Origin of the sequence: Paenibacillus sp. FSL R7-0198, assembly GCF_038000415.1 — a bacterium.
In the GTDB taxonomy this organism is placed as follows: Bacteria; Bacillota; Bacilli; order Paenibacillales; family Paenibacillaceae; genus Paenibacillus.
Window position 1 is genome coordinate 14,603 of sequence record NZ_JBBOCB010000001.1, and the last position, 26,967, is coordinate 41,569.

19 protein-coding genes are annotated in these 26,967 nt (G+C 47.2%); 18 read left to right on the forward strand and 1 reads right to left on the reverse strand.

What is annotated here, in order from left to right; genetic code table 11:
* Positions 1–208 precede the first annotated feature (208 nt).
* From MKY87_RS00060 to MKY87_RS00125, 14 genes are all read left to right on the forward strand, one after another.
* Entirely contained in the window at positions 209–1,564 is a 1,356-nt protein-coding gene (locus MKY87_RS00060) for an extracellular solute-binding protein (protein ID WP_340962421.1), read from the forward strand.
* 105 nt (positions 1,565–1,669) lie between these two features.
* A complete protein-coding gene (locus tag MKY87_RS00065; protein ID WP_340962422.1) occupies positions 1,670–4,567 on the forward strand; it encodes an extracellular solute-binding protein in 2,898 nt (965 codons plus the stop codon).
* A 19-nt stretch (positions 4,568–4,586) separates the two neighbouring features.
* On the forward strand, positions 4,587–5,543 hold the full coding sequence (locus tag MKY87_RS00070; protein WP_339309423.1) for a carbohydrate ABC transporter permease: 957 nt from the start codon (positions 4,587–4,589) through the stop codon (positions 5,541–5,543).
* A 2-nt stretch (positions 5,544–5,545) separates the two neighbouring features.
* Positions 5,546–6,421: a carbohydrate ABC transporter permease gene (locus tag MKY87_RS00075; protein ID WP_026081082.1), complete on the forward strand. Its 876-nt coding sequence runs from the start codon at positions 5,546–5,548 to the stop codon at positions 6,419–6,421.
* Positions 6,422–6,436: 15 nt separating this feature from the next.
* A complete protein-coding gene (locus tag MKY87_RS00080) occupies positions 6,437–7,900 on the forward strand; it encodes an NHL repeat-containing protein (RefSeq protein ID WP_340962423.1) in 1,464 nt (487 codons plus the stop codon).
* A complete protein-coding gene (locus tag MKY87_RS00085) occupies positions 7,884–8,519 on the forward strand; it encodes a YIP1 family protein (protein WP_076331158.1) in 636 nt (211 codons plus the stop codon). Before MKY87_RS00080 ends, MKY87_RS00085 begins: the two co-directional genes overlap by 17 nt.
* 17 nt (positions 8,520–8,536) lie before the next feature.
* Positions 8,537–11,113 carry a DUF5696 domain-containing protein gene (locus MKY87_RS00090; RefSeq protein WP_340962424.1) on the forward strand — a complete coding sequence of 859 codons (2,577 nt, stop codon included), beginning with the start codon at positions 8,537–8,539 and terminating at the stop codon, positions 11,111–11,113.
* Between the two features lie 53 nt (positions 11,114–11,166).
* Positions 11,167–12,012 carry a carbohydrate ABC transporter permease gene (locus tag MKY87_RS00095; RefSeq protein WP_082219083.1) on the forward strand — a complete coding sequence of 282 codons (846 nt, stop codon included), beginning with the start codon at positions 11,167–11,169 and terminating at the stop codon, positions 12,010–12,012.
* 17 nt (positions 12,013–12,029) lie between these two features.
* On the forward strand, positions 12,030–12,977 hold the full coding sequence (locus MKY87_RS00100) for a carbohydrate ABC transporter permease (RefSeq protein WP_105598719.1): 948 nt from the start codon (positions 12,030–12,032) through the stop codon (positions 12,975–12,977).
* Between the two features lie 274 nt (positions 12,978–13,251).
* Entirely contained in the window at positions 13,252–14,955 is a 1,704-nt protein-coding gene (locus MKY87_RS00105; RefSeq protein WP_133384773.1) for an RICIN domain-containing protein, read from the forward strand.
* 294 nt (positions 14,956–15,249) lie between these two features.
* Positions 15,250–17,601, forward strand: a complete 2,352-nt coding sequence (locus MKY87_RS00110; protein WP_340962425.1) for a helix-turn-helix domain-containing protein — start codon at positions 15,250–15,252, stop codon at positions 17,599–17,601.
* Between the two features lie 276 nt (positions 17,602–17,877).
* Positions 17,878–18,732 carry an ABC transporter permease gene (locus MKY87_RS00115; RefSeq protein ID WP_339790625.1) on the forward strand — a complete coding sequence of 285 codons (855 nt, stop codon included), beginning with the start codon at positions 17,878–17,880 and terminating at the stop codon, positions 18,730–18,732.
* A gap of 27 nt (positions 18,733–18,759) precedes the next feature.
* The gene (locus tag MKY87_RS00120; RefSeq protein WP_340962426.1) at positions 18,760–19,689 is read left to right on the forward strand and encodes a carbohydrate ABC transporter permease; all 930 of its coding nucleotides are present in this window, start codon (positions 18,760–18,762) and stop codon (positions 19,687–19,689) included.
* Between the two features lie 69 nt (positions 19,690–19,758).
* A complete protein-coding gene (locus MKY87_RS00125; protein ID WP_445669443.1) occupies positions 19,759–21,366 on the forward strand; it encodes an ABC transporter substrate-binding protein in 1,608 nt (535 codons plus the stop codon).
* 193 nt (positions 21,367–21,559) lie between these two features.
* Here MKY87_RS00125 and MKY87_RS00130 read toward each other — a convergent pair whose 3' ends face one another.
* Positions 21,560–22,702 carry a glycosyl hydrolase family 8 gene (locus MKY87_RS00130; RefSeq protein ID WP_339783914.1) on the reverse strand — a complete coding sequence of 381 codons (1,143 nt, stop codon included), beginning with the start codon at positions 22,700–22,702 and terminating at the stop codon, positions 21,560–21,562.
* A gap of 289 nt (positions 22,703–22,991) precedes the next feature.
* On the opposite strand from MKY87_RS00130, the gene MKY87_RS00135 reads away from it, so the two are divergent.
* The 4 genes from MKY87_RS00135 (at position 22,992) to MKY87_RS00150 (ending at position 26,772) form a co-directional block, all read left to right on the forward strand.
* Complete coding sequence (locus MKY87_RS00135; RefSeq protein WP_339783913.1) at positions 22,992–24,275, forward strand: SGNH/GDSL hydrolase family protein; 1,284 nt, start codon at positions 22,992–22,994, stop codon at positions 24,273–24,275.
* Between the two features lie 41 nt (positions 24,276–24,316).
* The gene (locus MKY87_RS00140) at positions 24,317–25,090 is read left to right on the forward strand and encodes an alpha/beta hydrolase (protein WP_339783912.1); all 774 of its coding nucleotides are present in this window, start codon (positions 24,317–24,319) and stop codon (positions 25,088–25,090) included.
* A 72-nt stretch (positions 25,091–25,162) separates the two neighbouring features.
* Positions 25,163–25,798 carry a glycoside hydrolase family 11 protein gene (locus tag MKY87_RS00145; protein WP_339783911.1) on the forward strand — a complete coding sequence of 212 codons (636 nt, stop codon included), beginning with the start codon at positions 25,163–25,165 and terminating at the stop codon, positions 25,796–25,798.
* 134 nt (positions 25,799–25,932) lie between these two features.
* A complete protein-coding gene (locus tag MKY87_RS00150) occupies positions 25,933–26,772 on the forward strand; it encodes a formylglycine-generating enzyme family protein (protein ID WP_339783910.1) in 840 nt (279 codons plus the stop codon).
* The last annotated feature ends 195 nt before the right edge of the window (positions 26,773–26,967 follow it).

Sequence of the window (26,967 nt, forward strand, 5' to 3'; positions counted from 1 at the left end):
TTATGGTAATAAAAGAAAGCGCATACAATGTGCATATTTTTGTAGACAGTGCATTTCTTTACCAATTAAAACCTCTAATGCACTTTGCTCGCGCAAAATTACGCAAATCTATATTCAGCCCGGGTAAACATCTGTATTCCGGCAGGTTGTTTGCGCTTTCATTGTGACGATACACTGTGATAGCAAACGACAATCAGGGGGGAAGACGATGAGAAAAAACAAGTTCATGCTACTGAGCCTGGTATTTGCGGTCTTGTTGGTGATTGCTGCATGCAGTTCTGCACCTACCGCTCAACCCGAGCCGGAAAAGACAACACCACAGGAGGAACAAAAACCCGTGGAAACCGAGCCGAAGAATGAAAACTCCACGCCAGAAATGGACTTTGACATGGGCGGCAGAACCATCAAGGTTGTTGCTTGGTGGGACATGGAAATACAGGGGAACAACCCGGACAACATTCAACGCCTTGAGAATCTCGAAGCGCTGAAGAAAAAACACAACTTTAATATTGAATACGTTTCGATCGATTTCGGTGAATATCAGGAAAAAGTAGTTGCTTCCCTGATGGCCGGTGAACCGCTTGGCGATCTGGTGAGACTGGGCAAAAACTATGCCATTCCGGCATTGACCAAACAGGATCTGTTATGGCCGGTGGATGATTATATTAAAAACGACAAGGTATTCAACCAGAAAACAACCAAGGAATACATGCAGTATGAAGGCAAAGGTTACGGCTTTACTGAGGACCAGTCCTCGTTTATCAACGGGATTTTCTATAATCGCACACTCATGCAAGAGCTCGGTTTGAAGCCACTTCAGGAGTATGTGGATGCCGATGAATGGAACTGGGATACGTTCATCAGTGTTGCCAAGCAAGCGAACAAGGATCGAAACAATGATGGCAAGCTGGACACTTGGGGACTCGCTCAAACGGGCTTGCTGGAACCGATTCTGTATTCCAACGAGGCTTCTCTGACCAAAGAGGATAAGCAGAACCTGGAAGATCCAAAAACAAAAGAAGCGTTGAACTTCCTGTCCAAACTGGCTACCGAGAAGGTCGGCAGAGCTTCTGAGGGCGGAGATTGGACAGAGCCATCCACGTTCTTCCGTCAAGGCAACACCTTGATGTATTCAGGTGCCATGTACGAAGTCGAAGGTATTATGACGGATATGCAGGATTATGATATTGGTTTTGTACCGTTTCCAAAAGGTCCAAGTGCAACAGCGTATCACTCCGGTGAGTCACGTTACCAAGCTATAACAATTCCAAAAGCGGTAGAGAATCCGGAACAACTGATGTACATCTGGGAGAAAATTAACGAGATCGATTCGATCTATGAGTATCCGGGACAATCCACACTGGAGACACATCTGACCGATGAAGCAGATATCAACAACGCCAGAGAAGTAGCGGAAGGTATGTTGGTTCTCGACCATAACACATTCCCGTCCTTGCCGTTCTGGGACTTTGATGGGGAACTCAAAGAAGGGGTGTCCGTATCTACGCTGATCGAGAAATACAAGGCTCCTTTCCAGGCTGCGATTGATGAGGTTTACAAATAAGTATCACGTTACACGGGCAGAACGCACCAGTGAAGGTGCGGTCTGTCCGGGTTAGTCAATCGTCCAGTTCTCTCAACGCTTACAGGAAAGGGGATACATTCAAACATGCGGTCACGTAAGAAAAAGGGACTAATCCTGGTGCTTGTCCTGGCCTTGGTGCTCTCCATATGGACACTATATCCATCGCGGGATCGTAATCCGGGAACGGTACATGCGCTTGAGGACTTTGAGGCGGTATCGGGAACCGAGGATTCATTCAGTTATGAGCATTATCTGACTGCTCATGACAATACGGCCAAACCGGATGAAATTGTACGCATCGAAGGCGAATCTTATGTTCAGGCAGAGGATGGGGAATTTGAGGTTGTGCAAGGGTACGCCGGATTAGACGGAAGTGCCGTGATTACGCCGGAAACTGGAACCATTCGCTGGGATGTTCCCGTTCAAGTGAGCGGTTTGTACAACATTCGCATTCACTATTATCCCGTAGAAGGCAAAAGCTCCGGGATCGAACGCAGGCTTGAGCTTAACGGTAAGGTTCCGTTCAGAGGGGCCGATATTCTTCTGTTTGACAGGGTATGGGGGAATCGCGAGGATAACGTCCGGCAGGACGATCGTGGTAACGAGCTTAGACCAAGACAAGTGGAACAGCCCGAATGGCAACTGACTTCCTTCAAGGACAGTGCAGGGTACTTCGAGGAACCGTTTCAGTTTTATTTTGAAAAAGGCAATCAACAGTTCTCGCTCACTTCATTAAGAGAAAGTATGGCGATCGATTATATCGAGCTTTACCAGGAAAATGAAGTCCCGTCCTATACAGAGCTGGAGAAGACCTATGCCTCACTCGGCTTGAAACAAGAGGCTCCTGTCATGCTGAAAGTACAGGGGGAGGAAGCTGTCAGTAAATCATCCCCTACACTGGCACCCATCTCGGACCGATCAAGCCCTTCACTCGAGCCTTATAATGTATCGAAAATTCGGATGAACGCTATCGGGGGCATTAACTGGAAGCTGCCGGGCGAATGGATTGAATGGGAAATTGACGTGCCTGAAGACGGATTGTATCAAATCGCGCTTAAGGTGAAGCAGGATCAATTGCGTGGCATCTATGCCACCCGCAGCCTGACGATTAACGGCGAAGTTCCGTTTAAGGAAATGAAACGAATTCGATTTAACTACAGCCCGGCCTGGCAAACTCAGGTGTTGGGATCGGGAGAAGATCAACCATATCAGTTTCATCTGGAAAAAGGGAAACACCGCATCCGAATGACGGTTACACTTGGCGACATCGCTCCGCTGCTGCGGACCGTGGAATCCAGTGTGCTGGAACTGAATGAGATGTATCGCAAAATATTAATGATCACCTCCAACAGTCCAGACCCACTGCGGGATTACCAGCTGGAACGGCGTATTCCGGAGATGACGGAGGTGTTTGAACGACAAGCTGACACCTTGCGCTCCGTTGCAGATTACCTGGAAAAGGCCACGGGTGAGCAAAGTGACAAAGTAGCCGTCCTGCACGCCATGGTATTGCAGCTTGAAGATATGGCGGCCAGACCAGAGACGGTTCCCAAACGGCTGGATACGTTCAAAATTAACGTAGGTGGTCTCGGCACATGGATTCTATCGGTACGTGAACAGCCGATTACATTGGATTACCTTGTCGTATCTCCGCCGGGTGAATCGCTGCCAAAAGCGGAAGCGAGCACCGTCCAGCAAGTGAAGCACGAACTGGGCGCATATGTTGCCTCGTATACCGAAGATTACGACAGCATTGGGAACGTGGAACAAAAGAAGGATGCCATCACCGTATGGATCACAACCGGACGAGATCAGGCCCAAGTACTGAAAGGTATGATCGACGATTCGTTTACCCCGGATACGGATGTGTCCGTGCAGTTACGTCTCGTTCCGCCTAATATTTTGCTGCCCGCAACACTCTCTGGGGAAGGACCGGATGTAGCCATGCAGATGGGCGAAGACATTCCGGTGAACTATGCGATGAGGAATGCAACAGCGGATCTGAGTCAGTTTCCCGATTTCGAGGAAATTTCGGGCAGGTTCCGTGAAAGCGGATTGACACCTTACCGCTACAACGACGGGGTATATGCCCTTCCGGAGCAGCAGCATTTTCCAATGCTTTTTTACCGCAAAGATATTCTGAATGAACTGGGCCTCGAACCGCCGAAAACGTGGCAGGACGTATATAACGCCATCGCCGTGCTGCAGAAGCATAACATGGAGTTTTATCTGCCGATAGAGGATACGCTGAACAATGCCAACCTGGTTCCGAATTCAACCTTTGCGATGTTGTTATATCAGAATGACGGAACGTTCTACACCGAAGACCAGAAGAAAAGTGCACTGGATTCGGAGATTTCAATGGACGCGTTCAAACGCTGGACGCAATTTTATACCAATTACAAGTTTCCGCTCAAAGCCGACTTTCCGAACCGCTTCCGTACCGGGGAAATGCCGATCGGGATTGCTGATTACACCACGTATAACATGCTGACGGTTATGGCTCCGGAAATCCGCAATCTCTGGGACTTTACGATTGTTCCGGGTACACAGCTTCCGGATGGGTCAATACGGCATGAAGTGGCCAGCGCTACGAGTGCGGTGATGATGCTCGAAAATGCTGACAACAAGGAAGCGGCGTGGAAGTTCATGAAGTGGTGGACTGATGATCAGACCCAGATTGAATACGGGAGAGAAATGGAAGGTCTTATGGGAGCGGCTGCCCGTTACCCTACGGCCAATATCGAAGCCTTGAAGCAATTGCCTTGGCCTGTGAAGGATTATCAAAATCTCGAGAAACAATGGGAATGGGTACAGGGAATCCCGCAACTTCCTGGAGGTTACTTCACGGGACGACATCTGGATAACGCCTTCCGCAAGGTGGTCAATGCTAATGAAAATCCACGTGAAGCCTTATCGGACTATGTGTTGTACATTGATGATGAAATTGAGTTGAAACGCAAGGAATTTAATCTGAAATAGAGGAAAGGGAGGGTAACGGTTGCAAGCTAAAACTACCAAGACAGCCGCCGCTCCTGCCGTCCATACCCGCCAGGTCGGCTGGTGGTCCCTATTGAAGCGGGATCTGTATCTCAGCAGGCATTATTATGTATTGATGGCACCGTTTATGCTGATTTTTTTCATGTTTACGGTCATTCCGGTCGGCATTTCACTCGGGCTCAGCTTTTTTCACTTCAATATGCTGGAGCTGCCGCGATTTGTCGGCTGGCAGAACTATTCCCGGCTTTTTCTGAACGATGACGTATTTCTGATTGCGCTCAAAAACACGCTGCTTTTTGCCGTGATTACAGGCCCTGTCAGTTATATTGCCTGCTTTTTGTTTGCGTGGATCATTAATGAGCTGTCTCCTAAAATTCGGGCGGTCATGACGCTGGTTTTCTATGCCCCGTCCATATCGGGCAACGTCTTTTTCATCTGGCTGATCATCTTCTCGGGTGACAGCTACGGTTATATGAACGGCTTCCTGATGCGCCTTGGCGTCGTACTGGAACCGATCCAATGGCTCGCAGACGAGAAATATGTACTGGCAATCGTTATTATTGTACAGCTGTGGCTGAGCCTGGGAACCAGCTTCCTGGCCTTTATTGCAGGACTGCAAACCATTGATCGTTCTCTGGTTGAAGCAGGAACCGTAGACGGGATCAAAAACCGCTGGCAGGAGCTCTGGTACATCACCTTGCCTTCGATGAGACCGCAGCTGATGTTTGGTGCGGTAATGCAAATTACCGCTTCCTTCGCCGTAGCTGAGATCTCCATCGCACTGGCAGGTTTCCCGAGCGTAAACTATGCGGCACACACAGTTGTCACGCATCTGATGGACTTCGGAACCATTCGTTTCGAGATGGGGTATGCCTCGGCCATCGCAACAGTCCTGTTTGCCTTGATGCTGGGTACAAACGTTTTCACGCAAAAAATGCTTAGAAAGATAGGTGAATGACGATGACCAGCAAAGTACGTGCCGTGTTTGGCATGCCAAAAAGGCTTAATCGGTCATTTACCGTCAGCCTGATGTTATTTGCATTGCTGGGCGTGTTCGGCTCCTTTATGGTGCTTCCGCTCATCTATGCTGTCAACAATGCATTCAAGCCGCTTGATGAGCTGTTTATTTTCCCACCACGATTCTGGGTGAACAATCCGACAACGGAGAATTTTGCCGATCTGATCAACCTCATGGGCAATTCGTGGGTGCCGTTATCCCGCTATATTGCCAACACATTGCTCATTACGATACTTGGCACAGCAGGGCATATCCTTCTTGCATCTGCAGCAGCTTATCCGCTGGCGAAATATCGTTTTCCGGGTTCCAAAGTGTTGTTCACCATTGTCATTCTGTCCCTGATGTTCTCGCCGCATGTTACGGCGATTCCGAACTACATGGTCATGTCCTGGCTTGGCTGGATTAACACTCATGCGTCCATTATTGTGCCATCACTTGCGTTCTCGCTGGGACTTTTCCTGATGAAACAGTTCATGGAGCAGATTCCTGATGCTTTGCTGGAGGCAGCCAAAATCGACGGGGCCAATGAATACCGGATATTCTGGAGCATCGTGATGCCTAATGTAAAACCGGCATGGCTCACACTCATGATCCTGCAGTTTCCAGCTTTATGGGGAACGGATGGCGGGAGTTTCATTTACAGTGAAAATCTCAAAACGCTGCATTATGCGCTCAGTCAGATTGTGCAGGGAGGGATTGCAAGAGCCGGTGTAGGTGCGGCTGTTGCCTTGCTGCTGATGATTGTACCGATCACCCTGTTTATCATCTCTCAGAGCAGTGTTATGCAGACGATGGCCACATCGGGCATGAAAGAGTAGAAAGGAGGCAGCGAGGTGCGGAGAAGCACATGGAAAAAACGTAAATCGATCATCATGGGCATGATCTGCCTCCTGTTGTTCGTTCAAGAGGCGCCCTATGTGAGTGCAGACGGTAAAACGGATGCGTATCATTATTCATTCTGGGGTGACGCAGTTCCGGCACCGGCGGCATATGAGGCAACAACCATTATCACCGGCAAGAAGCTGAACACAACTCCGATGAAAGAGCCAAGTGACATGCATGTTACCGCCAATCAGCACGTCTTTGTGCTCGACTCGGGCAATGGCCGCATCATTGAGATGGATCGCAACTTCAAGCTGGTACGGACGATTGATTCATTCGAGCAGGAAGGCAAGGAAGATCATTTTAAGAATCCACAGGGATTGTACGTCACGGAAAAGGGCCATCTGCTGGTCGCTGATTCGGATAATCACCGGGTCGTGCATCTGGATGAACAGGGGAAGCTGGTCAAGATCGTGTCTGAACCAAAATCGGATCTGTTAAAAGCAGACTTCCAGTTTAAACCGATGCGGATTGTTATGGACAAAGGGGAGCGTATCTACGTCATGGCCGAAGGCGTATTTGATGGATTCATGGAGTTCAGCGCCGATGGTACGTTCTCTTCCTTCATTGGAGCGAACAGAGTTCAGGTGGACCCGGTGGAGTATCTATGGAAACGGTTTGCAACACGGGAGCAGCGCAGTCAGATGGTGATGTTCACTCCAACGGAATTTACCAATCTGGATATGGATGAAGAGGGCTTTATCTACGCCACTAGCGGGGATCGCGGCAAAGATCCGGTCAAGAAGCTGAATGCCCAGGGTACAGACATTTTGCGCAGAGAAGGCTATCAGACTCCGCAGGGTGATTTGCTGTATACCCAGGAAGCAGGGCCATCCCGTCTGATTGATGTGGATGTGGGTGACAGTGACATGTATTCTGTACTGGATTCCAGCAAGGGCCGAATCTTCACCTACAATGGAGACGGATATCTGCTCCATATATATGGCGGCATCGGGAACCGGCTGGGCCAGTTTAATACACCTGTTGCCCTGGAACGTGCGGGAGACCGAATGTTAGTTCTGGATAAAGCGCTGGGAGAAATCACCGTCTTTCAAACAACGGAATACGGACGTACGCTCCACGAAGCGGTGCGCAGCTACTATAACGGTGATGAAGATCAATCTTCGGTGCTGTTTGCCCAAGCTGCTGAAATGAACGCTAACTTGGAATACGCGTATGCGGGAATTGGCAAAGCATTGCTTCGTCAGAAGGAATATGCCGAGTCTGCGAAATATTTCAAGCGCAGCATGGAGCCAAAAGGGTATTCCAAAGCTTTTCTTTTGTACCGCAAAGAGCTGATGCGTGAGCATTTTTCATGGATGATGTCCGGTATATTCCTGGCTGTCGCTGCGATTGTCACCGTCATCATCGTTTGCAGGCAGAAAAGGAGGACTACGAATGCAGGCATCAAGTAAGGAACTATACCAGTACCCGCTGCACCTGATATTTCATCCGTTTGACGGATACTGGGAATTGAAATATGAACGGAACCAGAGAAACTCACTGCTGATTGCTTTCATGATCCTGGTGCTTCTGGTCATCACCAAAATTTTGCATGCCCAGTACAGCGGTTTTCTCATTAACCTCAGTAATCCAAAGTACCTGAACAGTCTGCTCGAAATGGTATATGTCATTATACCGGTGCTGTTTTGGTGTGTGGCCAACTGGTCGTTAACCACATTGATGGACGGGGAAGGCAAGTTCTCCGAAATTTTCATGTCAACGTGTTTTGCACTGGTACCGTTGTTCCTCATTCATTTTCCATGGATCTGGCTAAGTCTTGTGATCTCTGCGCAGGAAACTGCCTTTTATTATTTCTCCAATGCACTTGCCGTTGCGTGGACGGTATATCTGTTATTTGTGGGGAATATGACGGTTCATCAGTACACACCAGCCAAAACGGTGCTCACGATGCTGCTGACACTTGTGGCGATGGCGTTTATGGCATTTCTGTGCCTGTTATTCTTCAGTCTTGTACAGCAGATTGTATCGTTTGTTGTAACCATCTATCAGGAATTAGTGCTTCGGGGCTAAGGGAGGAGGAAATTGTTATGAAATATGCCGTAGCCAAAAAAATAACAGGAATGCTGCTCGCGGGCAGTCTGCTTCTTGGCGGTTGTCAATTCTCGCCAACACCGCTTGCTCACGAGACAGTGACTGCCGCAGATTCGACGGACTTTCCCTCCCTGCCTCCCGGAGAGAAACTGAAATCATCGTTCAGCGATGTCCGCCTTCCCGACATGGTAGGCATTGCGCAGAATGCTGCGCTGCAGTTGTTCATTAACGAAGAGACTGCCGAGATTGCAGTGATTCACACGCAGAGCGGCCAGATCTGGCGCAGCAATCCTGCAGATCGTGAGCAGGATGGGGTTGCAGCCGGGATAAACAAAGACCTTTTGTCATCACAAACAAAGCTCAGCTTCTTCAACAGCCTCGGACAGAGCAGCACCGTGAATTCCTTCACGGATAGTGTTGCACACAAGCAGATAAGCTACGAGGTGCTGCCAGGCGGCGTGCGGGTCCACTACCAGTTTGGAAGCACTGAGCGATCCATAGAAGACTTGCCGATGAAGATCAGTAAGGAGCGATTTGAACAAAAGCTGCTTGCACAGCTAGACAAGTCCGGGCAACGGGCCTTGAAGGTCGGCTATGCGGAAGACAAGGATGAAGGGGCTTACGTCCGGATTGATAAGGCGATGCAAGGATTGCAATTGTCCCGGGCCTTGAAGGCTTTTGACACAGCCGGTTACACATCGGAGGATCTGGCTCAGGATCATGCTGAGTTCGGCATCGAAGAGGAACGAAGTGGACCACGGCTGTTTATGCTTACGATGGAATATGAGCTGGATGGAGAGGATCTGCTTGTACGTGTTCCGTCCTCAGGCATTCATTTTCCGGAGGAATATCCGATCAACAGCATATCTGTAATGGATTATTTCGGGGCCGGGGGTTCAGACGAAGAGGGCTCCATACTGGTGCCGGACGGTTCGGGAGCGCTGATCCATTTTAACAATGGCAAGCTGCAGTATCCTGCCTATCAACAAGATATATACGGACCGGATATGACCATGAAACTACGGGAAGCAAGTTCGAATGAAGCCAGAGCCAGGTTGCCGGTATTTGGACTGATTCGAAAAGAGGGAGCTTTCCTAGGCATTATTGAACAAGGGGATGCCGTTGCAGTTGTGAATGCCGATATCAGCGGCAAACTGAGCAGTTACAACAACGTATATCCAAGCTTCTATGTGGTTAACAAGAGCGATGTGACGCTTCAGGCAAGTGATATGGTTCGTACACTTCCGAAATTCCAGAAGAAACCGACCGCGTCCGACTTCGTCGTTCGATATGCTTTTGTCGGGGCGGATAAGGCCTCGTACTCAGGGCTTGCATCTCTCTATCGGGATTATCTGGTGCAAAACGGCGGACTTCCCGAGCTAAACGCCAGCAAGGAGCAGAGTAACGTTCCCTTTTATCTGCAACTGTTCGGTGGCATGACAACAAGGCAGCATATGCTGGGCATACCGTATGATTCAACGGAGGCTTTGACCACATTTGATGAAGCCAAAAATATTCTTTCCGCCTTGACGGAGAAGAAGGTATCCAATATTCAGGTGCGCTATGCGGGATGGCTTAACGGCGGACTTCATCATCGACTGCCGGATTCCATCCAGGTAGATGGCGCGGTAGGCGGGAAAAAGGGATTGCGGGATTTCAGTGCATTTACACAAGAAGCGGGCATCGGTTTCTATCCCGATATCGCTCTGCTGAATGTGCAATCCAAAAAAGGGTTTAAACCGTCCAAAGAAGCTTCACGCACATTAACTCAGGAACCGGCGGTCTTGTATCCGATGAACCAGGCCATCCAGCGGCGGGACCGGGATCGTTCACCATCCTATGTGCTTTCGCCCAACATGCTGGAGGACGTGACGGCAGACATGTTAGATGAGCTGAGGTCCCTTCAAAAGGATGGACTGTCACTAAGCCTGAATGATCTGGCAGCTCAGTTAAACAGCGATATGAATCCGAAAAAGCTGGTGGACCGAACACAAGCGCTCGGCTCCGTGAAGAAGGCACTTGAACAGATCCGGCAGCAGGCTGGCTCGCTTGTTGCTGAAGGCGGGAACGCTTATGCCCTGCCGTATGTAACTGGTCTGACGGATGCGCCAATGACTAGCAGTCGTTTCAAGCTGGAGGATGAAGAGATTCCGTTCTATCAGCTCGTTGTACACGGCAGTATCGGTTATACGGGGACGCCATACAATCTCTCCACATATACCAATGCAAGGCAATATGTGCTGAAGCTGATTGAATATGGAGCCAGCCCTTACTTTGCATGGTTCAATGCGCCAAACCATGTTGTGAAAGAAACGGATTATGATGATCTCTACGCGGCGAATTATGAACAATGGATCGATCTGGCTGCCGAGATCTACAACGAGGTGAACCAGGTGAACCAACCGTTTGCCGGACGTTCCATGATTTCTCATGAATCCCTGGAGGAGGGCGTCTTCCGGACAACATATGAAGGTGGCGGGTTCGTAATCGTCAATTATAACGACTTCCCTGTAGAAGTTAACAACGATACAGTGGAAGCCCAAAGCTATGTGACTGGTGGTGAGCAGCTCTGAAGACGCTCCTGAAATGGAAATGGGGAAGTCGTACGTATGCTCAGCAGAAAGCCATGTGGGGCGTAATCTACGTGCTTCCCTGGCTCATTGGTTTTGTGTTGTTTTTCTTCATTCCGCTGTTAGCCTCTCTGCGATACAGCATGAGTACAATTCAGGCTAACGCGGAAGGCATAGCGATTCAGTTCAACGGTGTTGCCAATTACATTCAGGCGCTGACCGTCAATACAAGCTTTAACCGTGCGTTAATTGAGGCGATCACAGACGTACTCATCAACGTACCGCTTATCGTTATATTCAGTCTGTTCCTTGCCGTCATCCTGAATCAGAAGTTCAGGGGCCGGGCTGTAGCGCGGTCGATCTTTTTCCTGCCCGTTATTCTGGCATCGGGAGTGATTATGACACTGGAGAGCACCAGCCTGATTGAAGCGGTTAATCAGAGCAGCACAGGTGGAAGCTCACTCGGGACATTTGAACTCGAAAATCTGATGGTTAACGCTGGAGTGAGCGATTGGATCGTCACGTATCTGAGCAGCGCCGTAGATCGGATCTATCAGATCGTCAGTCAATCCGGTGTACAGATTTTGATCTTTTTGGCAGGGATCCAGACGATTTCCCCTCAACTGTATGAGGCTTCGAAGATGGAAGGGGCAACGGGTTATGAAGCCTTCTGGAAAATTACGTTCCCGATGGTCAGCCCGCTTATTTTTGTCAATGCGATCTATACAATCATTGATTCGTTTGCCAATAACGCCATGACGGAACTGATCCGGGATACCGGCTTCGTCAAATTTGACTTTGGATTAAGTTCTGCCATGGCATGGGTCTACTTTCTGGCCATTGCCATCATTCTGGTTATCGTAAACATCATTTTCTCGAAGCGAGTCTTCTATCAAGATTAGAAAGGAGGGTGTCCCACGTGACAACATCACGATTATTATCGCTGGAGCATTGGAAAGGCTGGCTGTGGGCCATGATCCGATTCGTTCTGATTACCGGGCTTTCCTTCGTGATCCTGTTTCCCATATTTCAGAAGGTTTCCACATCCATCAAAGCTAAAGGTGATCTATATTCGGCAGTGGTGGTGTGGATTCCACAGAACTTCTCCATCGACAATTTCAAAGAGGCGATACGCGTCATGGATTACTGGGCAACGCTGTTTAATACGTTTGCCCTGTCTGCAACAACTACACTGCTGACTACAGCATCCTGTGCACTTGCAGGATACGGATTCGCCAGACTGAAATTCAGGGGAAGCAACTGGCTGTTTGCTGGTGTAATTCTGACGATTCTTGTACCGCCAACGACTATTCTCATTCCGGTATACCTGAATCTGAAAAGTTTTGATCTGATGGGGCTTATGACGCTTATAGCCGGCAAACCTGTTAATTTGCTTAATACCTATTGGCCGTTTATTCTGACGGCGATTACGGCCAATTCACTTAAGGCCGGTTTGTACATCTTTATCTTCCGGCAATTCTTCAGGGGTATTCCGAAGGAAGTGGAGGAGGCGGCCTATGTGGACGGCGCGGGCATCGGGCGAACATTTTCAAGAATCATGCTGCCCAATGCCATTCCGTCCATGGTAACAGTCATGCTGTTTTCCTTCGTATGGCAGTGGAACGATAGCTTTTATACGACAACTTATCTGACTTCAAGTAAAGTCATGTCGACCCAGTTATCGTCCCTTCCGTATAATCTGGCCCAGCAGGTTACTGACGGTGCAGCTTCCCAGGCCGATCCGTTCTATCTGAGCATGATCCAGGATACAGGAATTCTTCTTGCCATTCTGCCTTTGATCGTCATTTATTTGTTTGTGCAACGATATTTCGTAGAGAGTGTAGAGCGTACGGGAATCGTCGGTTAAGTTAAGTTCTCCTGTACGTTTGGAGTGGGATCAGACTGGAAGAGGAAGGAGGAACTTCATGCAACATTCCATCTGTGAAAAGGGGGCATGTAACGATCTCATGAACGTCTGCTCACAGCAGAACCACGATCCTTCCCTGCGCAGGATCCCCCTGCTGGTGTGGAACGGGCTGCGGGAGCGAGCGCCGACCTGAGCGATCTGTTTGATCAGAGATACTCTGACGGAGCTTACTCGCGTTATTGCAAGGCAATATATCAGATCAGGAGGAATTAAAGTGAAGAAGTTCATGACATCTTGTAAACTTGTACTCATTCTGGCGTTATTGATCACAATTGCTCCATGGGGAGGCAGCCGTGCCGAAGCATGGGTGGGCATGCCGATGGGCAAGCTGCACGTAAACGGCAAAAACCTGGTGAACAGCAACAACCAGCCTGTGCTACTGAACGGTTGGCATCAACCCTCAGGTGCCTACTGGACGTATCAGGACAGCAATTATTATCTCAATCTGCACGGCAATAACCGTCATGCAGCTACACTGGCTTATCTGAAAGACATTACCGATACATTTGCGGACACCAGCGCGAAGTACGGAAGCAATCATGGCTGGAATATGAATCAGGTACGTCTGTTCATCGATCGTCAGGACATGGGAGATGTTGCTGCTGGTACATATAACTTTGCCGGTGTGCAGACCGTTACGCAAAATGTAATTATTCCGTACATTCAATATGCCAAAACAAAAGGTGTCTATGTTGTCTTGGGACTGGACTTCACATTGAAGGATGATCAGGCAACAACACCTGCCAACCTGCAAAAATTCAACGAAATCTGGGGTTATCTCGCTTCACGTCCGGAGATCAAAAGTGCAGACAACGTTCACTTCGAACTGATCAACGAACCAGTGAAATCCTATGCGAATGGACATTGGGGTGGATACAACGGGGAAAATGATTTTGTGGATCACTGGAATGACCTGCGTAATTTCCAAAATTCCATGATTTCAACAATTCGCAGCAAAGGTGCGGACAACGTTATCTGGGCGGCAGGTCTGGGATACAACCAATTTTACAGCTTGACGGCAAGCCATCCATTGACTGATCCGCTCAACAACTATGGGTATGCGGTTCACTGGTACCCTGGTTATGGCGCATATGACAACTTCTCCATCCTGCAAGACCAGTGGAATACCAACGTGAAGGCAGCCGCTGACAAATATCCGATTAACATTACCGAGGTAACCTGGTTCAAAAACAAACCTGGCGATTCGGCCTATTGGAACTTGTTTAATGGCAGCAATGAAGGTTTTGGTACCAATACCAAAACAATCTTCAACGCCGCAGGCAATGTAAGCATTGCAGCTCATATGAACGGATTCATTCTAAGTGAAGGACCACGAAGCTCCTTTGCCGACCCAACGGCTGGACTGAAATGGGATGGAGATGCTTCACGGAGTGCCATGGGACGATTCCTGTTTAACTGGTACCATGAACGTGCTCAGACTTACCCGGGCAGTGGAACAGGTGGACCAACAACAGGTCTTGTATCCGGTGCAACCTATAAAATTGTAGCCCGGCATTCCAACAAGGTTATTGATGTCCCTGGTGGTCTAAACGAAAACAATCTTCAGCTCCAGCAATGGAGTGATCTGGGCGGCAACCCTCAGAAGTGGGTTCTGACCTCGATCGGCAACGGTAACTATACACTGACAAGTGTGAACTCACCGGACAAAGTCATCGACATTCGTAACGGTACCAACACCAATGGGGAAGTGGTCCAGCTCATGAGCAATCTGAACACAACCGCTCAGCATTTCAAAGTGAATGACCTTGGCAACGGATACTGGAGTATCATCAACGTGAACAGCAACAAAGCGATTGAAGTGGCAAACGCTTCGACTTCGGATGGTGCCAAGTTGCAGCAGAACACATACACGGGTGCAACAAACCAACAATGGAAATTTGTTGCCGTTAGCAATTAATAAGGCATAATGTTAAACAAGAACCTCCCCAAGTCATTACTTGTCTTGGGGAGGTTTTTTGCGTTAATTTTTGATACTTTGGCATGAAGGCCGTGCCAAGGTAAGATACAACTATATTTGTGTGCCAAACAGCAGAGAGACAATTATTTTCATGCAAGCATTGTACGCTGTAGGATGTAAATGTACCATAAGGAAGAAGTTGTACCTTCACCAGGAAGAAATGCACGGTGTATCATGGAACAGCTACCTTTCACAGAGAAATGTAAGCGCTTGATTAAAAAAGGGAGGGTACATATGCAGCTCCTATGGTCCAAATTTTCACCCGTGTTCCGCCGATTCCTTATTTCGTATCTCATCATTCTGATGATTCCTCAAATCGCGGGATATGCCTCTTACCGAGCTTCCATTGAAGCGGCTCGTTCCAGCTCCATTGAGAACAGCTTGAAGTCGCTGAGTCTCGGCAAAGAGATCATTGAGCGTAATCTTCTGCAAGTCGAAGCCTTTACTAGACAGCTAGCCGTCAATCCCGATTTGCAAAATTTAATTGCTGGCCCGAAGCCGGATGATCTCTACAACGTCTACGGGATGAACCGCATGCAGCGGAGCCTCTCCATGTACAGCAGTACCAATGATTACTTGTCTCATTTCTTCATTCACATTCCAAACTACAATGCCATCATCACACCAAGAACCGTCTATTATCGTCCGGAGCATTATTATGCAGCCAATCAGCTGGATGGTATGTCGTATGAGCAATGGAATGACCAAATTCTCAAACAACCTCACTTTAACGAAATCATACCGCTTCGAAACTATAAACGTGAAATACTCGGCACAGTGCTTGCAGACGTTCCCGCCATCACGTTTCTGCAATCTCTGCCTTTGAACAGCTTTAACAAACCACAAGCTACGATTGGTATCATGATTGATCAGGATCAGATGGGCAGCCTTACTCAAAATATTGTGGATCAATATGGCGGCTGGACTCTCGTCACTGATGCGGAAGGGCAGATCATTTTCTCCCTTGGTATTGAACAAGCCGAGGCCGAGCAAATGGCACAGGATCGTCGGAGTGAAGGTAGCGCTGCGGAAACGGAGCTAAACGTGCAGAACGTACAGCCTGGAAGTGATGGTCGGCTGCTGATATCGATACAGTCCAGTCAAAATGGATGGAATTACATGGCAGGGATTCCGGAGAAAGCACTCATGACAAAAGCGGACCAAATCAAACAAGTCACGCTGGTCTTTACTTTGGCAACCATTGCCTTGGGACTGTTATTCGGGCTGGTTCTGGCCTATCGGAATAGTGCACCCGTATACAGATTGTTGGCCTCTTTTCGGGAACAAATCACCGATTCCTCAGGCAAACGGGGCAATGAATATGATTTTTTGGCAAGCCATATTAACAATCTCATTGCTAATAATGACTCACTTAAAAACGCCATGAATGAGCAGATTCCGTTATTGAGAGACGGTTTTATCAAACGTTTGTTAACCGGAGAAGTCTATACCTCACTTGAGTTGGAGGTTATATCATCCCAGGCGCACATTTCTCTTCATAGCAGCAAGGGCTTGGCAGGCTTAGTGAAGGTAAACGGATATGCCAATCTGGACAGTGAAGAAACTATCCATGAACTGGGTGTCGCGAGGCTGCTCATCAAACAGGTACTTACAGAGTGGAATGCGCAGCTGCTAATCACGGATTGGGGAACAGACCAGATCGCTTTTGCCTGTCCAGTGGATGAGAACCAACTGAATGAAGCTATAGGGAGATGTGAAAAAGAGCTGAACAGCTTGATGGAAGTAATCTACCGGGAGCATCGGATATCTACAACAATTGGCACAGGTGCAGCTTACGAGGTTTGGAATGATGCAGGACGTTCCTTTGACGAAGCCAAACAAGCTCTGGATTATGCCATTCATATGGGAACAGATCATCTGGTGAGATTTGAAGATACGATGAAGGAAAATGAAATGTTCTATTATCCGATTGAGTCTGAACAGCGCTTGCTGAACACGATCAAAGTCGGGGAGCCTGAAGAGGCGATACGTATTCTGGACCAATTATTTCTTCGTAATTTAGAGGAGCGGGAACTATCCTACGAGATGACACAGCAGTTCATCATGGAGCTGAAGGGGACTTTTCTGAAGCTGGACGAACCCAAATTCAAGCTGGATGCCTCCCTGCTGGAGGATTATAAATCTCGGTTGACATCCATTCAGATGACAGAAACGATTACTTCGCTGCGGGCAAAATTCAAACGGTTAACAGAAGACATCTGCGGTGATTTCCAGAGAAGAAGAGCAGGAGCACATGCGGATACTGTAAACGAAATGATTTGTTTTATCCAACATAATTATGGGGATGCAAACTTGACGATTTACCGGATTGCCGAGCACATGAGCAAGTCCGAGAAGTTTATATCCCAACTGTTCAAAGAACACACGGGAGAGAATCTTTCCGATTATGTAGAACGGGTACGCATTGATGCTGCCTCGAACTTGTTGCACTCCACTGGTCAGACCATTGATGAGATCGCGGAGGCCACCGGGTATAACAGTGCACATTCATTCCGCCGAGCTTTCAAGCGGGTACGCGGCATTTCTCCGAGTGTATTTCGGAAAATGGACGTTCATAGCGGTTAATGTAGGCTGTTTCTTGGGAACTATATTCGCTTTTTGTACTTTCTCAGCGTAACTGTACCTTTACGCATCCCCAGCGCAATCTTATGATTACTCAAAAAAGTAAGCGCTACCAAATTGAGCTGGAGTTCAGCACGATTGGGAGCCAAGAATGGGGGGATGATTCTGAGAACCACAATAACCAGTGAATCAAAGTCCGTGGAGAAACCAAGTAAAGCGTTTGCCTTGAAGCAAGCATTATCCAGAAGCTGGAGGCGACATTGGCAGCTATATCTGCTGATCCTGCCACCGATTGCTTACTTTATTATTTTCAAGTATGTACCCATGGTGAATGCGGTCCTGGCATTTAAAGATTACAACGTCATCAAGGGGATCTGGGGCAGTCCATGGGCCGGAACCAAGTATTTCGAATTGCTTTTCAAAAATCCGGCGTTTGTTATGCTGATCAAGAACACGCTCTACATTTCGTTTTACAGCCTGATCGTTGGTTTCCCGATTCCTATATTACTGGCGCTGGCGCTGAACGAAATTAAAAACATACGATTCAAAAAAACAGTACAAATGGTGACGTATGCTCCATATTTCATCTCTACCGTTGTTATGGTCTCCATCATTATGCTCTTTCTGTCTCCTAGGCTGGGTATTGTCAACACGATTGCAGGTGCCCTTGGTTTCGAAGCGGTGAATTTTCTCGGTGAGCCCGGGCTGTTTCGATCCATCTACGTATTCTCCGATGTGTGGCAGGGAATGGGGTACTCCGCAGTCATATATCTGGCTGCTCTGGCAGGTGTTGATCCATCCCTGTATGAAGCCGCCAAAGTGGACGGAGCCAACCGAATACAGAAAATCATTAATGTTGATCTGCCTGGACTACTTCCGGCAGCCGTCATCATTCTGATCCTGAGTGTAGGGAATATCATGGCTGTTGGGTTCGAAAAAATATATTTGCTGCAAAATCCGCTCAACCTGTCTGCTTCGGAGATCATCTCCACGTATGTCTATAAAATAGGATTGCTGAATGCCAATTACAGCTTCGCTACTGCAGTTGGCCTGTTCAACTCGGTGATTAACCTGACTCTGCTATTAATCGTAAACGCGGTCGCCAAGCGACTGTCCAATACAAGCTTATGGTAACGGGAGCGAAAGGAGGAGAACCAACCCATGCCTAACACACAGACAAATGCAGGTCGTTCGCGGATCAAGAGCAGTAGTACGATTCGTGAATCCTGGGGAGACCGCGTATTTATAACGGTTGTTTACTTCATGCTGACTGTAGTGCTGATTGCCGTGCTGTATCCCTTGATCTATATTGTGAGTTCTTCGCTCAGTAGCCCAGCTGCCGTCTCCTCGGGAAAAGTCTGGTTGTGGCCCATTGACCTGACGTTTGACGGTTACAAGTCTGTATTGCGCAATGATCAAGTCCTTACCGGTTATGCCAATTCCCTTTTCTATACAGCTTGCGGCACCTTCATCAGCGTGGCACTGACCATTATGATTGCTTATCCATTATCCAAAAAAACGTTTGTTGGCCGCAGCTCGTTAATGATGTTTATTACCTTCACCATGTTGTTTTCAGGCGGTTTGATCCCTACTTATCTGGTGGTCAAAACCATGGGACTGATTGGTACCCGCTGGGCGTTGCTGATTCCCAATGCCGTCTGGGTATGGCAAGTCATCATTGCCCGTACCTTTTTTCAGAATTCGATACCGGAAGAGTTGTCCGAAGCAGCAGACATCGATGGCTGCAGTGACATCCGATTCATCTACAGTATTATCCTGCCACTCGCCAAACCGATTATCGCCGTGTTGTCACTTATGTACGCTGTCGGTCAGTGGAATGCATACTTTGACGCCCTCATTTATCTAAAATCACAGTCGCTCTATCCGCTACAGCTGATATTGCGCAGTATTCTTATTCTGAACAGCAGTACAGGGAACATGGATGCATCGGAAATGATTAAACAGCAGCAGATGGCTGAACTCATGAAGTATTCGTTAATTGTCATGGCCAGCTTGCCGGTTCTGATCATCTATCCTTTTGTTCAACGGTATTTTGTGCAAGGCATGCTGATTGGCTCAGTCAAAGGATAAGTTCATTTCTATCTATATGTGAGGGAGAGGATTGTATTGAAAAAAGCTGGATTCATCATTCTTGCCTGTATGCTGTTTACCTCGTTGGTACTTGCCGGATGCTCGAGTTCTAATAAAGGGAACGGGGAAGGCAGTGATCCGTCAGGCAAGACAGCCATTAATGTATTTGCTCACCAGGGTTCGGATACCAACCTGTCCACAAACAAATTCACGAAGAAAATGGAAGAGAAGTTTGATATTCAGTTCAACTGGACCACGGTTCCATTCGACGGTGCAGCGGAGAAAAGACAGATTTCACTGGCTTCCGGTGATTATCCGGACCTGTATCTGCTTATCCCTTGGGTAGATCGTTTCTCCCAGACAGACTTGTTGAAGTTTGGTCAACAGGGGGTTATTTTGCCGCTGAATGATCTGATTGAGGAGCATGCTCCCAATATAAAAAAAGTGCTTGAAAGCAATGACTATTATCGGGCCATGAACACCGCTCCAGACGGAAATATCTACGGTCTGACGGGGCTGAATGAATGTTTTCACTGTTCATACCCGAACAAGATGTGGGTCAACACCAAATGGATGGAACAACTGGGCCTGACCGAACCCACGACGACAGAAGAATTTAAGGAAATGCTTCGGGCATTTAAAACGAAAGACCCGAACGGGAACGGCAAAGCCGACGAAGTACCTCTAAGCGGTTCGACTGAAAATTTCGGTGTGCACATTATTCCGTACTTGATGAACGGTTTTATCTATGACGACGATCGGAATTATCTGATTGTCAATCAGGGGAAAGTGGAGACCGTAGTGAACAAACCGGAGTGGAAAGAAGGACTTGCCTATATTAAATCCCTGTACGATGAAGGGTTGATTGATCCAGGGGCTTTTACTCAAAATGTCGGGGCCTTCAAAAAAATTGGCGATAACGCCGACGCACAGCTTCTGGGTGCCGGGGCAGCCATGCATCCATCGTTATTCGTAACGACTGCCGAAGGTTCACCTTACGGGAATGATTACAATCCCATCCCTCCATTGAAGGGACCCCATGCTGCTTATGCTACGTACAACTATCCGATTGATCCCGGAGCGTCCTTTGTACTGACAAACAAAGCCAGTGAGGAAACGCAGATCGCGGCTATAAAGCTGCTGGATTATTTCTACACCCAGGAAGGAACCATGGCTTCTTATCTGGGAGAGGAGGGCACAAGCTGGCGTAAACCACAGGAAGGCGAAGTGGCGCTCAATGATCAGGTAGAACCGCTCTATAAAGCCATTCCTCTTCCTTCCGGAGAAGAACCTCGTAACGATAGCTGGGCTGCATTGAGTCAGTACAATCATCATCGTGCATATCGGGACGCAGAAGTGCAGGGAACAGACATCTATGCCAATGATGGTTATGAGCGACGGCTCTATGAGGCGACATTGTTAATGGAGGGCAAGGAACCGAAAGAGGTTTTCCCTCATTGGGCATTGTGGGTAGATCCGTCCCTTGCTGATGAAGCCAGCATGATGCAGACCAATCTCAAGGATTACATCGATCAGAACGCCCTGCAATTTATTACAGGCGCCAAAAGTCTGGATAAGGATTGGGATGAATATGTGAAAGGCCTAGAGGGACTGAACATTAATCGATATCTGGAGATTATGCAATCTTCCTATGATACTTCTTCAGTTACCAAATAATTAGCCGTAGTTGAATGTATTTGTACATGCAAATGTTCCCGGTTCGCAGTCAACATATGCGAGCCGGGAACGTTTTTTTGATATAGATTAAATCGTAAATTTCAATGCATCCTTCTTAAAATTCTATGATTGAAGCTGTCCTGCAAGCCAAATATTCACAGGACAGCTTCAACGGTTCGCGCATTCCCTTGGTTTAGTACATGCGATATCTTCCGCTTAGAGCCAGCATACTGAAAAAATACAGACAATTGTCGTAATAACGTCGTTCTCCCAGACGCAGAGGTGTGTTCCAGAACTTGCGAACGAACGAGTCAGCATGTGGACCGTCCGCAGCCAGTGAAGCCATGGCATTGGTAGCCAGTAAACCTACAGGATGCAGTGAAGGTTCGTCAAAAGGTTCACCCTCAATAGTATAACGACGATAATCGGAAACTTCGATATCACTGAAGAAGGACTGAATCCGATTGGATTGATCGATCTGCCATTGATCCTTGCGGAACCATTCCCAGTCCAGCGCTATATTCGCAGCAACACGGTAGGCATCACTGTAAAAATGTCTGAAATCACCATGCGGCTGTATTGGAGCCGGAGAGCCGTCATAGTTCGCATATTCAGGTGAAAGTCCGGTTACGGGATGGCAGGTTGTATGCAGATAAGCCCGACTAGCAGACGCCGCTTCTTTCCAAAAAGACTGATCTTCTTCATCCGCATATTTCGCGAATAGTTCATAAAAATGAGGCAGATGGTAGGACGGATCGCTAAACGGTGTTTCTGGAATGAATTTGATCAGTTTTGTTTCCGGGTCCCACATGGGGTCACCTTCGCCGTCTTCGCCCTGATGAATACAGGCACGAAGGATCTTGCGGGCTTGTGCCTTGTAATCATAAGGTTCAGCGCCATCGCCCCAGCGGTTGGAAGCAAAAAAAAGTGCTAGGGCAAAAAACTCCTCACCATCAGGAGCAGGACCTTGTGAGAGTCGGGTTCCGTCAGGCTTGCAATGCCAGGCAAAATAATCTTTATAACGTCCCGCTTTATGTTGCATAAACGTGTGTGAGAAATTCCAGAGTCGATCAAATTCTTCTTTTTTGTCCATCTGAACAGCCATCATCATGCCATAGGACATGCCCTCGGATCGAACATCGAGATTACCGGTGTCCAGCAAATATCCCTTATCCTCATCCATGGGGTAATATATTCGAGTATTTTCATCGCCATAAAATAGCTCGTTCCATGTTTCTTCCAATCTATTCATGATCTCATTCTCATCGTAGCCTAGCTTCAGAAACAGATTTGTATATGTACCCGTATCCCGCGCGCCTTGACCCGTGATATTCATTAGTATCCTCCTTCATCCATGCGGTTTTTAAAATTATAACATGGAAATAGTATACAAATTAAAGCGTTTACATGAAAAATTATAGGTGTTCTGATCTGCATGTCATTGTACTCAACTTAAAATGATATATTGGTTAAAATCCTATACTTTGTCAGGTTGTTGTAAAATTATGTAAGGGATACACTTTGGGAGAAGGATCACATCCGATCTAATAATAATACAAGCTGTGATCCTTTAAATGTTGTTTGAGGATGGTCAGAATCTAACCGGAAGGATGTGATGATGATTTATGCTCCAGGATTCAGGAGATGCAGGTGAAAACACGGAATTCACTGCACCGCGCGATCCAGTTGGAGTGACAGCGTCGGCAGTCAAGCCCGCAATTGACTTTGAATCACATGGATATCGCGACATGATTGGCCGATCTCTTCTGAACAAAGGAAATAATGTCAGATTAAAACGAGCCATTGAGAAGGCAAAAAACGGCGAACCTGTCGTTATCGCTTATATTGGAGGCTCCATTACCCATGGTGCTGGTGCAGTACCTATTCATCTCCAAAGTTACGCTTATCGGTCGTATGAGTCGTTCAAGTTTATGTTTGCGCTTTCAAAAGATAGTCCGATTCATCTGATTAAAGCAGGTGTGGGTGGAACTCCTTCAGAACTGGGGATTGTACGTTATGATCGTGATGTGCTGAGGGGAGGTGCCGTTCAGCCGGATGTTGTCATAATCGAATTCGCAGTCAATGACGCAGATGATGAAACCCAAGGTAAATGTTATGAGAGTCTGGTACTCAAAGCACTTACTGCCGATAACAAGCCAGCGGTCATCTTGTTATTCAGTGTATTCGAAAATGACTGGAATCTACAGGATCGTCTCGCTCCGGTAGGCTGGCATTATGATCTGCCAATGGTAAGTGTGAAAGATGCTGTCGTAGATCAGTTCAACAAGACAAAAGGTGAAGGCAACGTTATTTCCAAAAAGCAATTTTTCCATGATATATATCATCCAACTAACATAGGGCATCGAATTATGGCCGATTGTTTGGAATATTTGTTCGACGTGACGAATCGTTCTGAGTGGGATGAGAAAGATCATGATATTGAAAAAGCTCCGCTAATTGGAAATGAATTTGTTAATGTGAAGCTGTTGGATCGGAAAAACGGCAATAATATTGCTCGAATCCATGCAGGCTCTTTTTGTAAAACGGACACGGATCTGCAGATGGCTGAGATGGATGCTCATGACTATGGTACTCCTCAGTTCCCCAACAACTGGATGCGTACAGGAGAGGGAGAAGAGGATCAGAGCAGCTTTCGAATAAGTTTGCAGTGCAAACGCCTCATTCTGATCTTCAAGGATTCTGGTAACGACGAATTCGGAACCGCACATATCAAGGTAGATGGGGTATTCGTCCAAAAGGTCGATCCGCGTCAAGTGAACTGGACCCATTGCCATGCCACACTTCTGGTTAACGAAGAGCATGTGGGGGAGCACTCCATCGAGATCGAAATGGCGGAAGGTCACGAACATAAATGCTTCACCATTCTGGGTTTTGGCTATGTGGATTAACTGAAGACTGATAGTCACTCATATGTTCGGAGGAAAAGAGAATGGAATTGATATCACCAGCAGTAACGGGATATGACCAGTATCGGGAGAATATACCACGTGGAGTTATGGAGACGGTAGAATATCCTTCCACCACGGTTGGCAATTCCCGTAAAGCGATGGTGTACACCCCACCAGAATTTTCTTCGACAACGATGTATCCTGTACTTTTTCTTTTACATGGTATTGGTGGAGACGAAACCGAATGGCATACTCACGGTTCTCCGCAAATTATTCTCGATAATCTGTACAACGATAACTTGCTTGAGCCGATGGTTATTGTTTTCCCCAACGGTCGCGCAATGTCGAATGACCGAGCCGAAGGAGACCTGTTTGAACCTGAGAAAATCAAAGCATTTAAACGGTTTGAATCCGATCTGCTCAACGATTTGATACCTTACATGGAGTCGAATTACCCTTTGCATAAAAGCCGGGATAAAAGGGCGATTGCTGGTTTATCCATGGGTGGAGGTCAATCCTTAAATATCGGATTAAGTAATTTAGACCATTTTGCATGGATCGGTGCTTTCTCCGCAGCTCCAAACACCAGAAGTCCGGAGTTACTTGTGCCCGATCTTTCGAAAGCGCCTTCATTACTCTCGCTGTTGTGGATCTCTTGCGGTGTACAGGACAATCTTATAGAGATTAGTCTTGGGGTTCACCGATATTTGGCTCAACACGGAGTACCCCATATCTGGCATGAGGAAAGTGGAGGACATGATTGGCCCGTATGGAAGAACGATCTGTATCTGTTTTCGCAACGTCTTTTCAAGTGAATTTGCTGAAGAACATTCATATCGGATTCTAGCATCAACCAAATCTATTAAAATATCAGGAGGTATTATTCTATGTTCAAATTCGGCAAAAAATTAATGACTGTTGTTCTTGCAGCTTCCATGAGTTTTGGTGTCTTTGCAGCAACATCCAGCGCTGCAACAGATTATTGGCAGAATTGGACAGATGGTGGAGGAACAGTCAACGCCGTTAACGGATCAGGAGGGAATTACAGCGTGAGTTGGCAAAATACCGGGAACTTTGTTGTCGGGAAAGGGTGGACATATGGCACACCTAATCGGGTAGTCAATTACAACGCCGGTGTGTTCGCTCCTTCAGGTAACGGCTATCTCACCTTCTATGGTTGGACTCGAAACGCTTTAATTGAATATTACGTGGTGGATAGCTGGGGAACGTATCGTCCGACCGGAACGTATAAGGGCACGATGACTAGTGATGGTGGCACATATGATATCTATACAACGATGAGATACAATGCACCTTCCATTGATGGTACGCAGACTTTCCCTCAGTATTGGAGTGTTAGACAGTCCAAGAGACCGACTGGTGTCAATTCTACCATTACGTTCAGCAATCATGTGAATGCATGGGCGAGCAAAGGGATGTACCTTGGAAATAGTTGGTCCTATCAGGTGATGGCAACAGAGGGTTATCAAAGCAGCGGTAACGCAAATGTGACGGTTTGGTAAAAATGATGTAATGCCGTTCAACGTCTGCACCTGCATTTGAATTCAATTTTCCGGACGCGTTGAGGAACGTTATTCACCAGATCTAACGGACCTCGACGTTGCCGGATTTAAGCTTAGCAAAGGAGAATAATTGAATGAGGAAGCTGGTATGGTTAACTTTAATCGCTATAGTTGTTAGTCTAAGTGCTTGTTCAGCAAGTAATACCAAATTAAACGATGACCTGGTATTTGTCGAAGGGGGAGCCTTCAAGAGCAGTAAGCCGAGTCAGATTGATAGGAATGAAACGCTGGATTCCTTCTATATTGGCAAATACGAAGTAACTCAAAAAGAATGGATGGAGGTTATGGGGGAAAACCCTTCTGGCTTCAAGGGAGATGACCTGCCTGTTGAAATGGTCAGCTGGTATGACGCAGTGGAATACTGTAATCAAAAAAGTATAAAAGAAAACCTGAAACCTTATTACAATATAGACAAGGACAACCAGGACACGAATAATCAGAATGAAAACGACAATATAAAATGGAATGTAACGATCAACGAGGATGCCAACGGTTACCGTTTACCCACAGAGGCAGAATGGGAATACGCTGCAAGCGGAGGGCAAAAGAGCTTAAATTACACATACAGTGGAAGTAATAATCCTGATGAAGTTGCTTGGTACTGGATAAATGCCGGCGACAACATTCTGACGGGTGACTGGAGCTGGCCCGCTATTGAGAGCAACCGTAATCAAACCAAAAAAGTCGGAACTCAGAAGGCGAATGAGTTAGGAATCTATGATATGTCTGGGAATGTGAGAGAATGGTGCTGGGACTGGTACAGTGATTCGGAGAGTCCAAATCAAACTTGGCGAGTTGTGAAAGGCGGAGGCTGGATCGGCGGTGTTAATAACAATGAAATATCATTTCGAGGCAAATTTGATGCAAATGGTTTTGGTCCCGATCAAGGATTCCGTATTGTACGTGGAGAATGAAAAATCTTTTTCCTGACAGTAGATTACTTCTGAGCTAAACCTATACTTTGTCGGGTGAAAACCTATAGTTTATCAGGTTGTTGTACCAAAATGTAAGCGTTACACTTGAATTGTTATCCGGCGCTTCGCTACAATCGGAGCGTTCTAATCGTACGGTCTGATGAAACCATTTCCTATGTTCTTGATTATTGACGA

Coding starts and splice junctions, on each gene's coding strand:
- MKY87_RS00130 (WP_339783914.1), bottom strand. CDS start 22,702: ATGAATATCACGGGTCAAGGCGCGCGGGATACGGGTACATATACAAAT.
- MKY87_RS00145 (WP_339783911.1), top strand. CDS start 25,163: ATGTTCAAATTCGGCAAAAAATTAATGACTGTTGTTCTTGCAGCTTCC.
- MKY87_RS00090 (WP_340962424.1), top strand. CDS start 8,537: ATGAAATATGCCGTAGCCAAAAAAATAACAGGAATGCTGCTCGCGGGC.
- MKY87_RS00140 (WP_339783912.1), top strand. CDS start 24,317: ATGGAATTGATATCACCAGCAGTAACGGGATATGACCAGTATCGGGAG.
- MKY87_RS00065 (WP_340962422.1), top strand. CDS start 1,670: ATGCGGTCACGTAAGAAAAAGGGACTAATCCTGGTGCTTGTCCTGGCC.
- MKY87_RS00085 (WP_076331158.1), top strand. CDS start 7,884: ATGCAGGCATCAAGTAAGGAACTATACCAGTACCCGCTGCACCTGATA.
- MKY87_RS00125 (WP_445669443.1), top strand. CDS start 19,759: ATGCTGTTTACCTCGTTGGTACTTGCCGGATGCTCGAGTTCTAATAAA.
- MKY87_RS00060 (WP_340962421.1), top strand. CDS start 209: ATGAGAAAAAACAAGTTCATGCTACTGAGCCTGGTATTTGCGGTCTTG.
- MKY87_RS00150 (WP_339783910.1), top strand. CDS start 25,933: ATGAGGAAGCTGGTATGGTTAACTTTAATCGCTATAGTTGTTAGTCTA.
- MKY87_RS00120 (WP_340962426.1), top strand. CDS start 18,760: ATGCCTAACACACAGACAAATGCAGGTCGTTCGCGGATCAAGAGCAGT.
- MKY87_RS00075 (WP_026081082.1), top strand. CDS start 5,546: ATGACCAGCAAAGTACGTGCCGTGTTTGGCATGCCAAAAAGGCTTAAT.
- MKY87_RS00095 (WP_082219083.1), top strand. CDS start 11,167: ATGTGGGGCGTAATCTACGTGCTTCCCTGGCTCATTGGTTTTGTGTTG.
- MKY87_RS00110 (WP_340962425.1), top strand. CDS start 15,250: ATGCAGCTCCTATGGTCCAAATTTTCACCCGTGTTCCGCCGATTCCTT.
- MKY87_RS00135 (WP_339783913.1), top strand. CDS start 22,992: ATGCTCCAGGATTCAGGAGATGCAGGTGAAAACACGGAATTCACTGCA.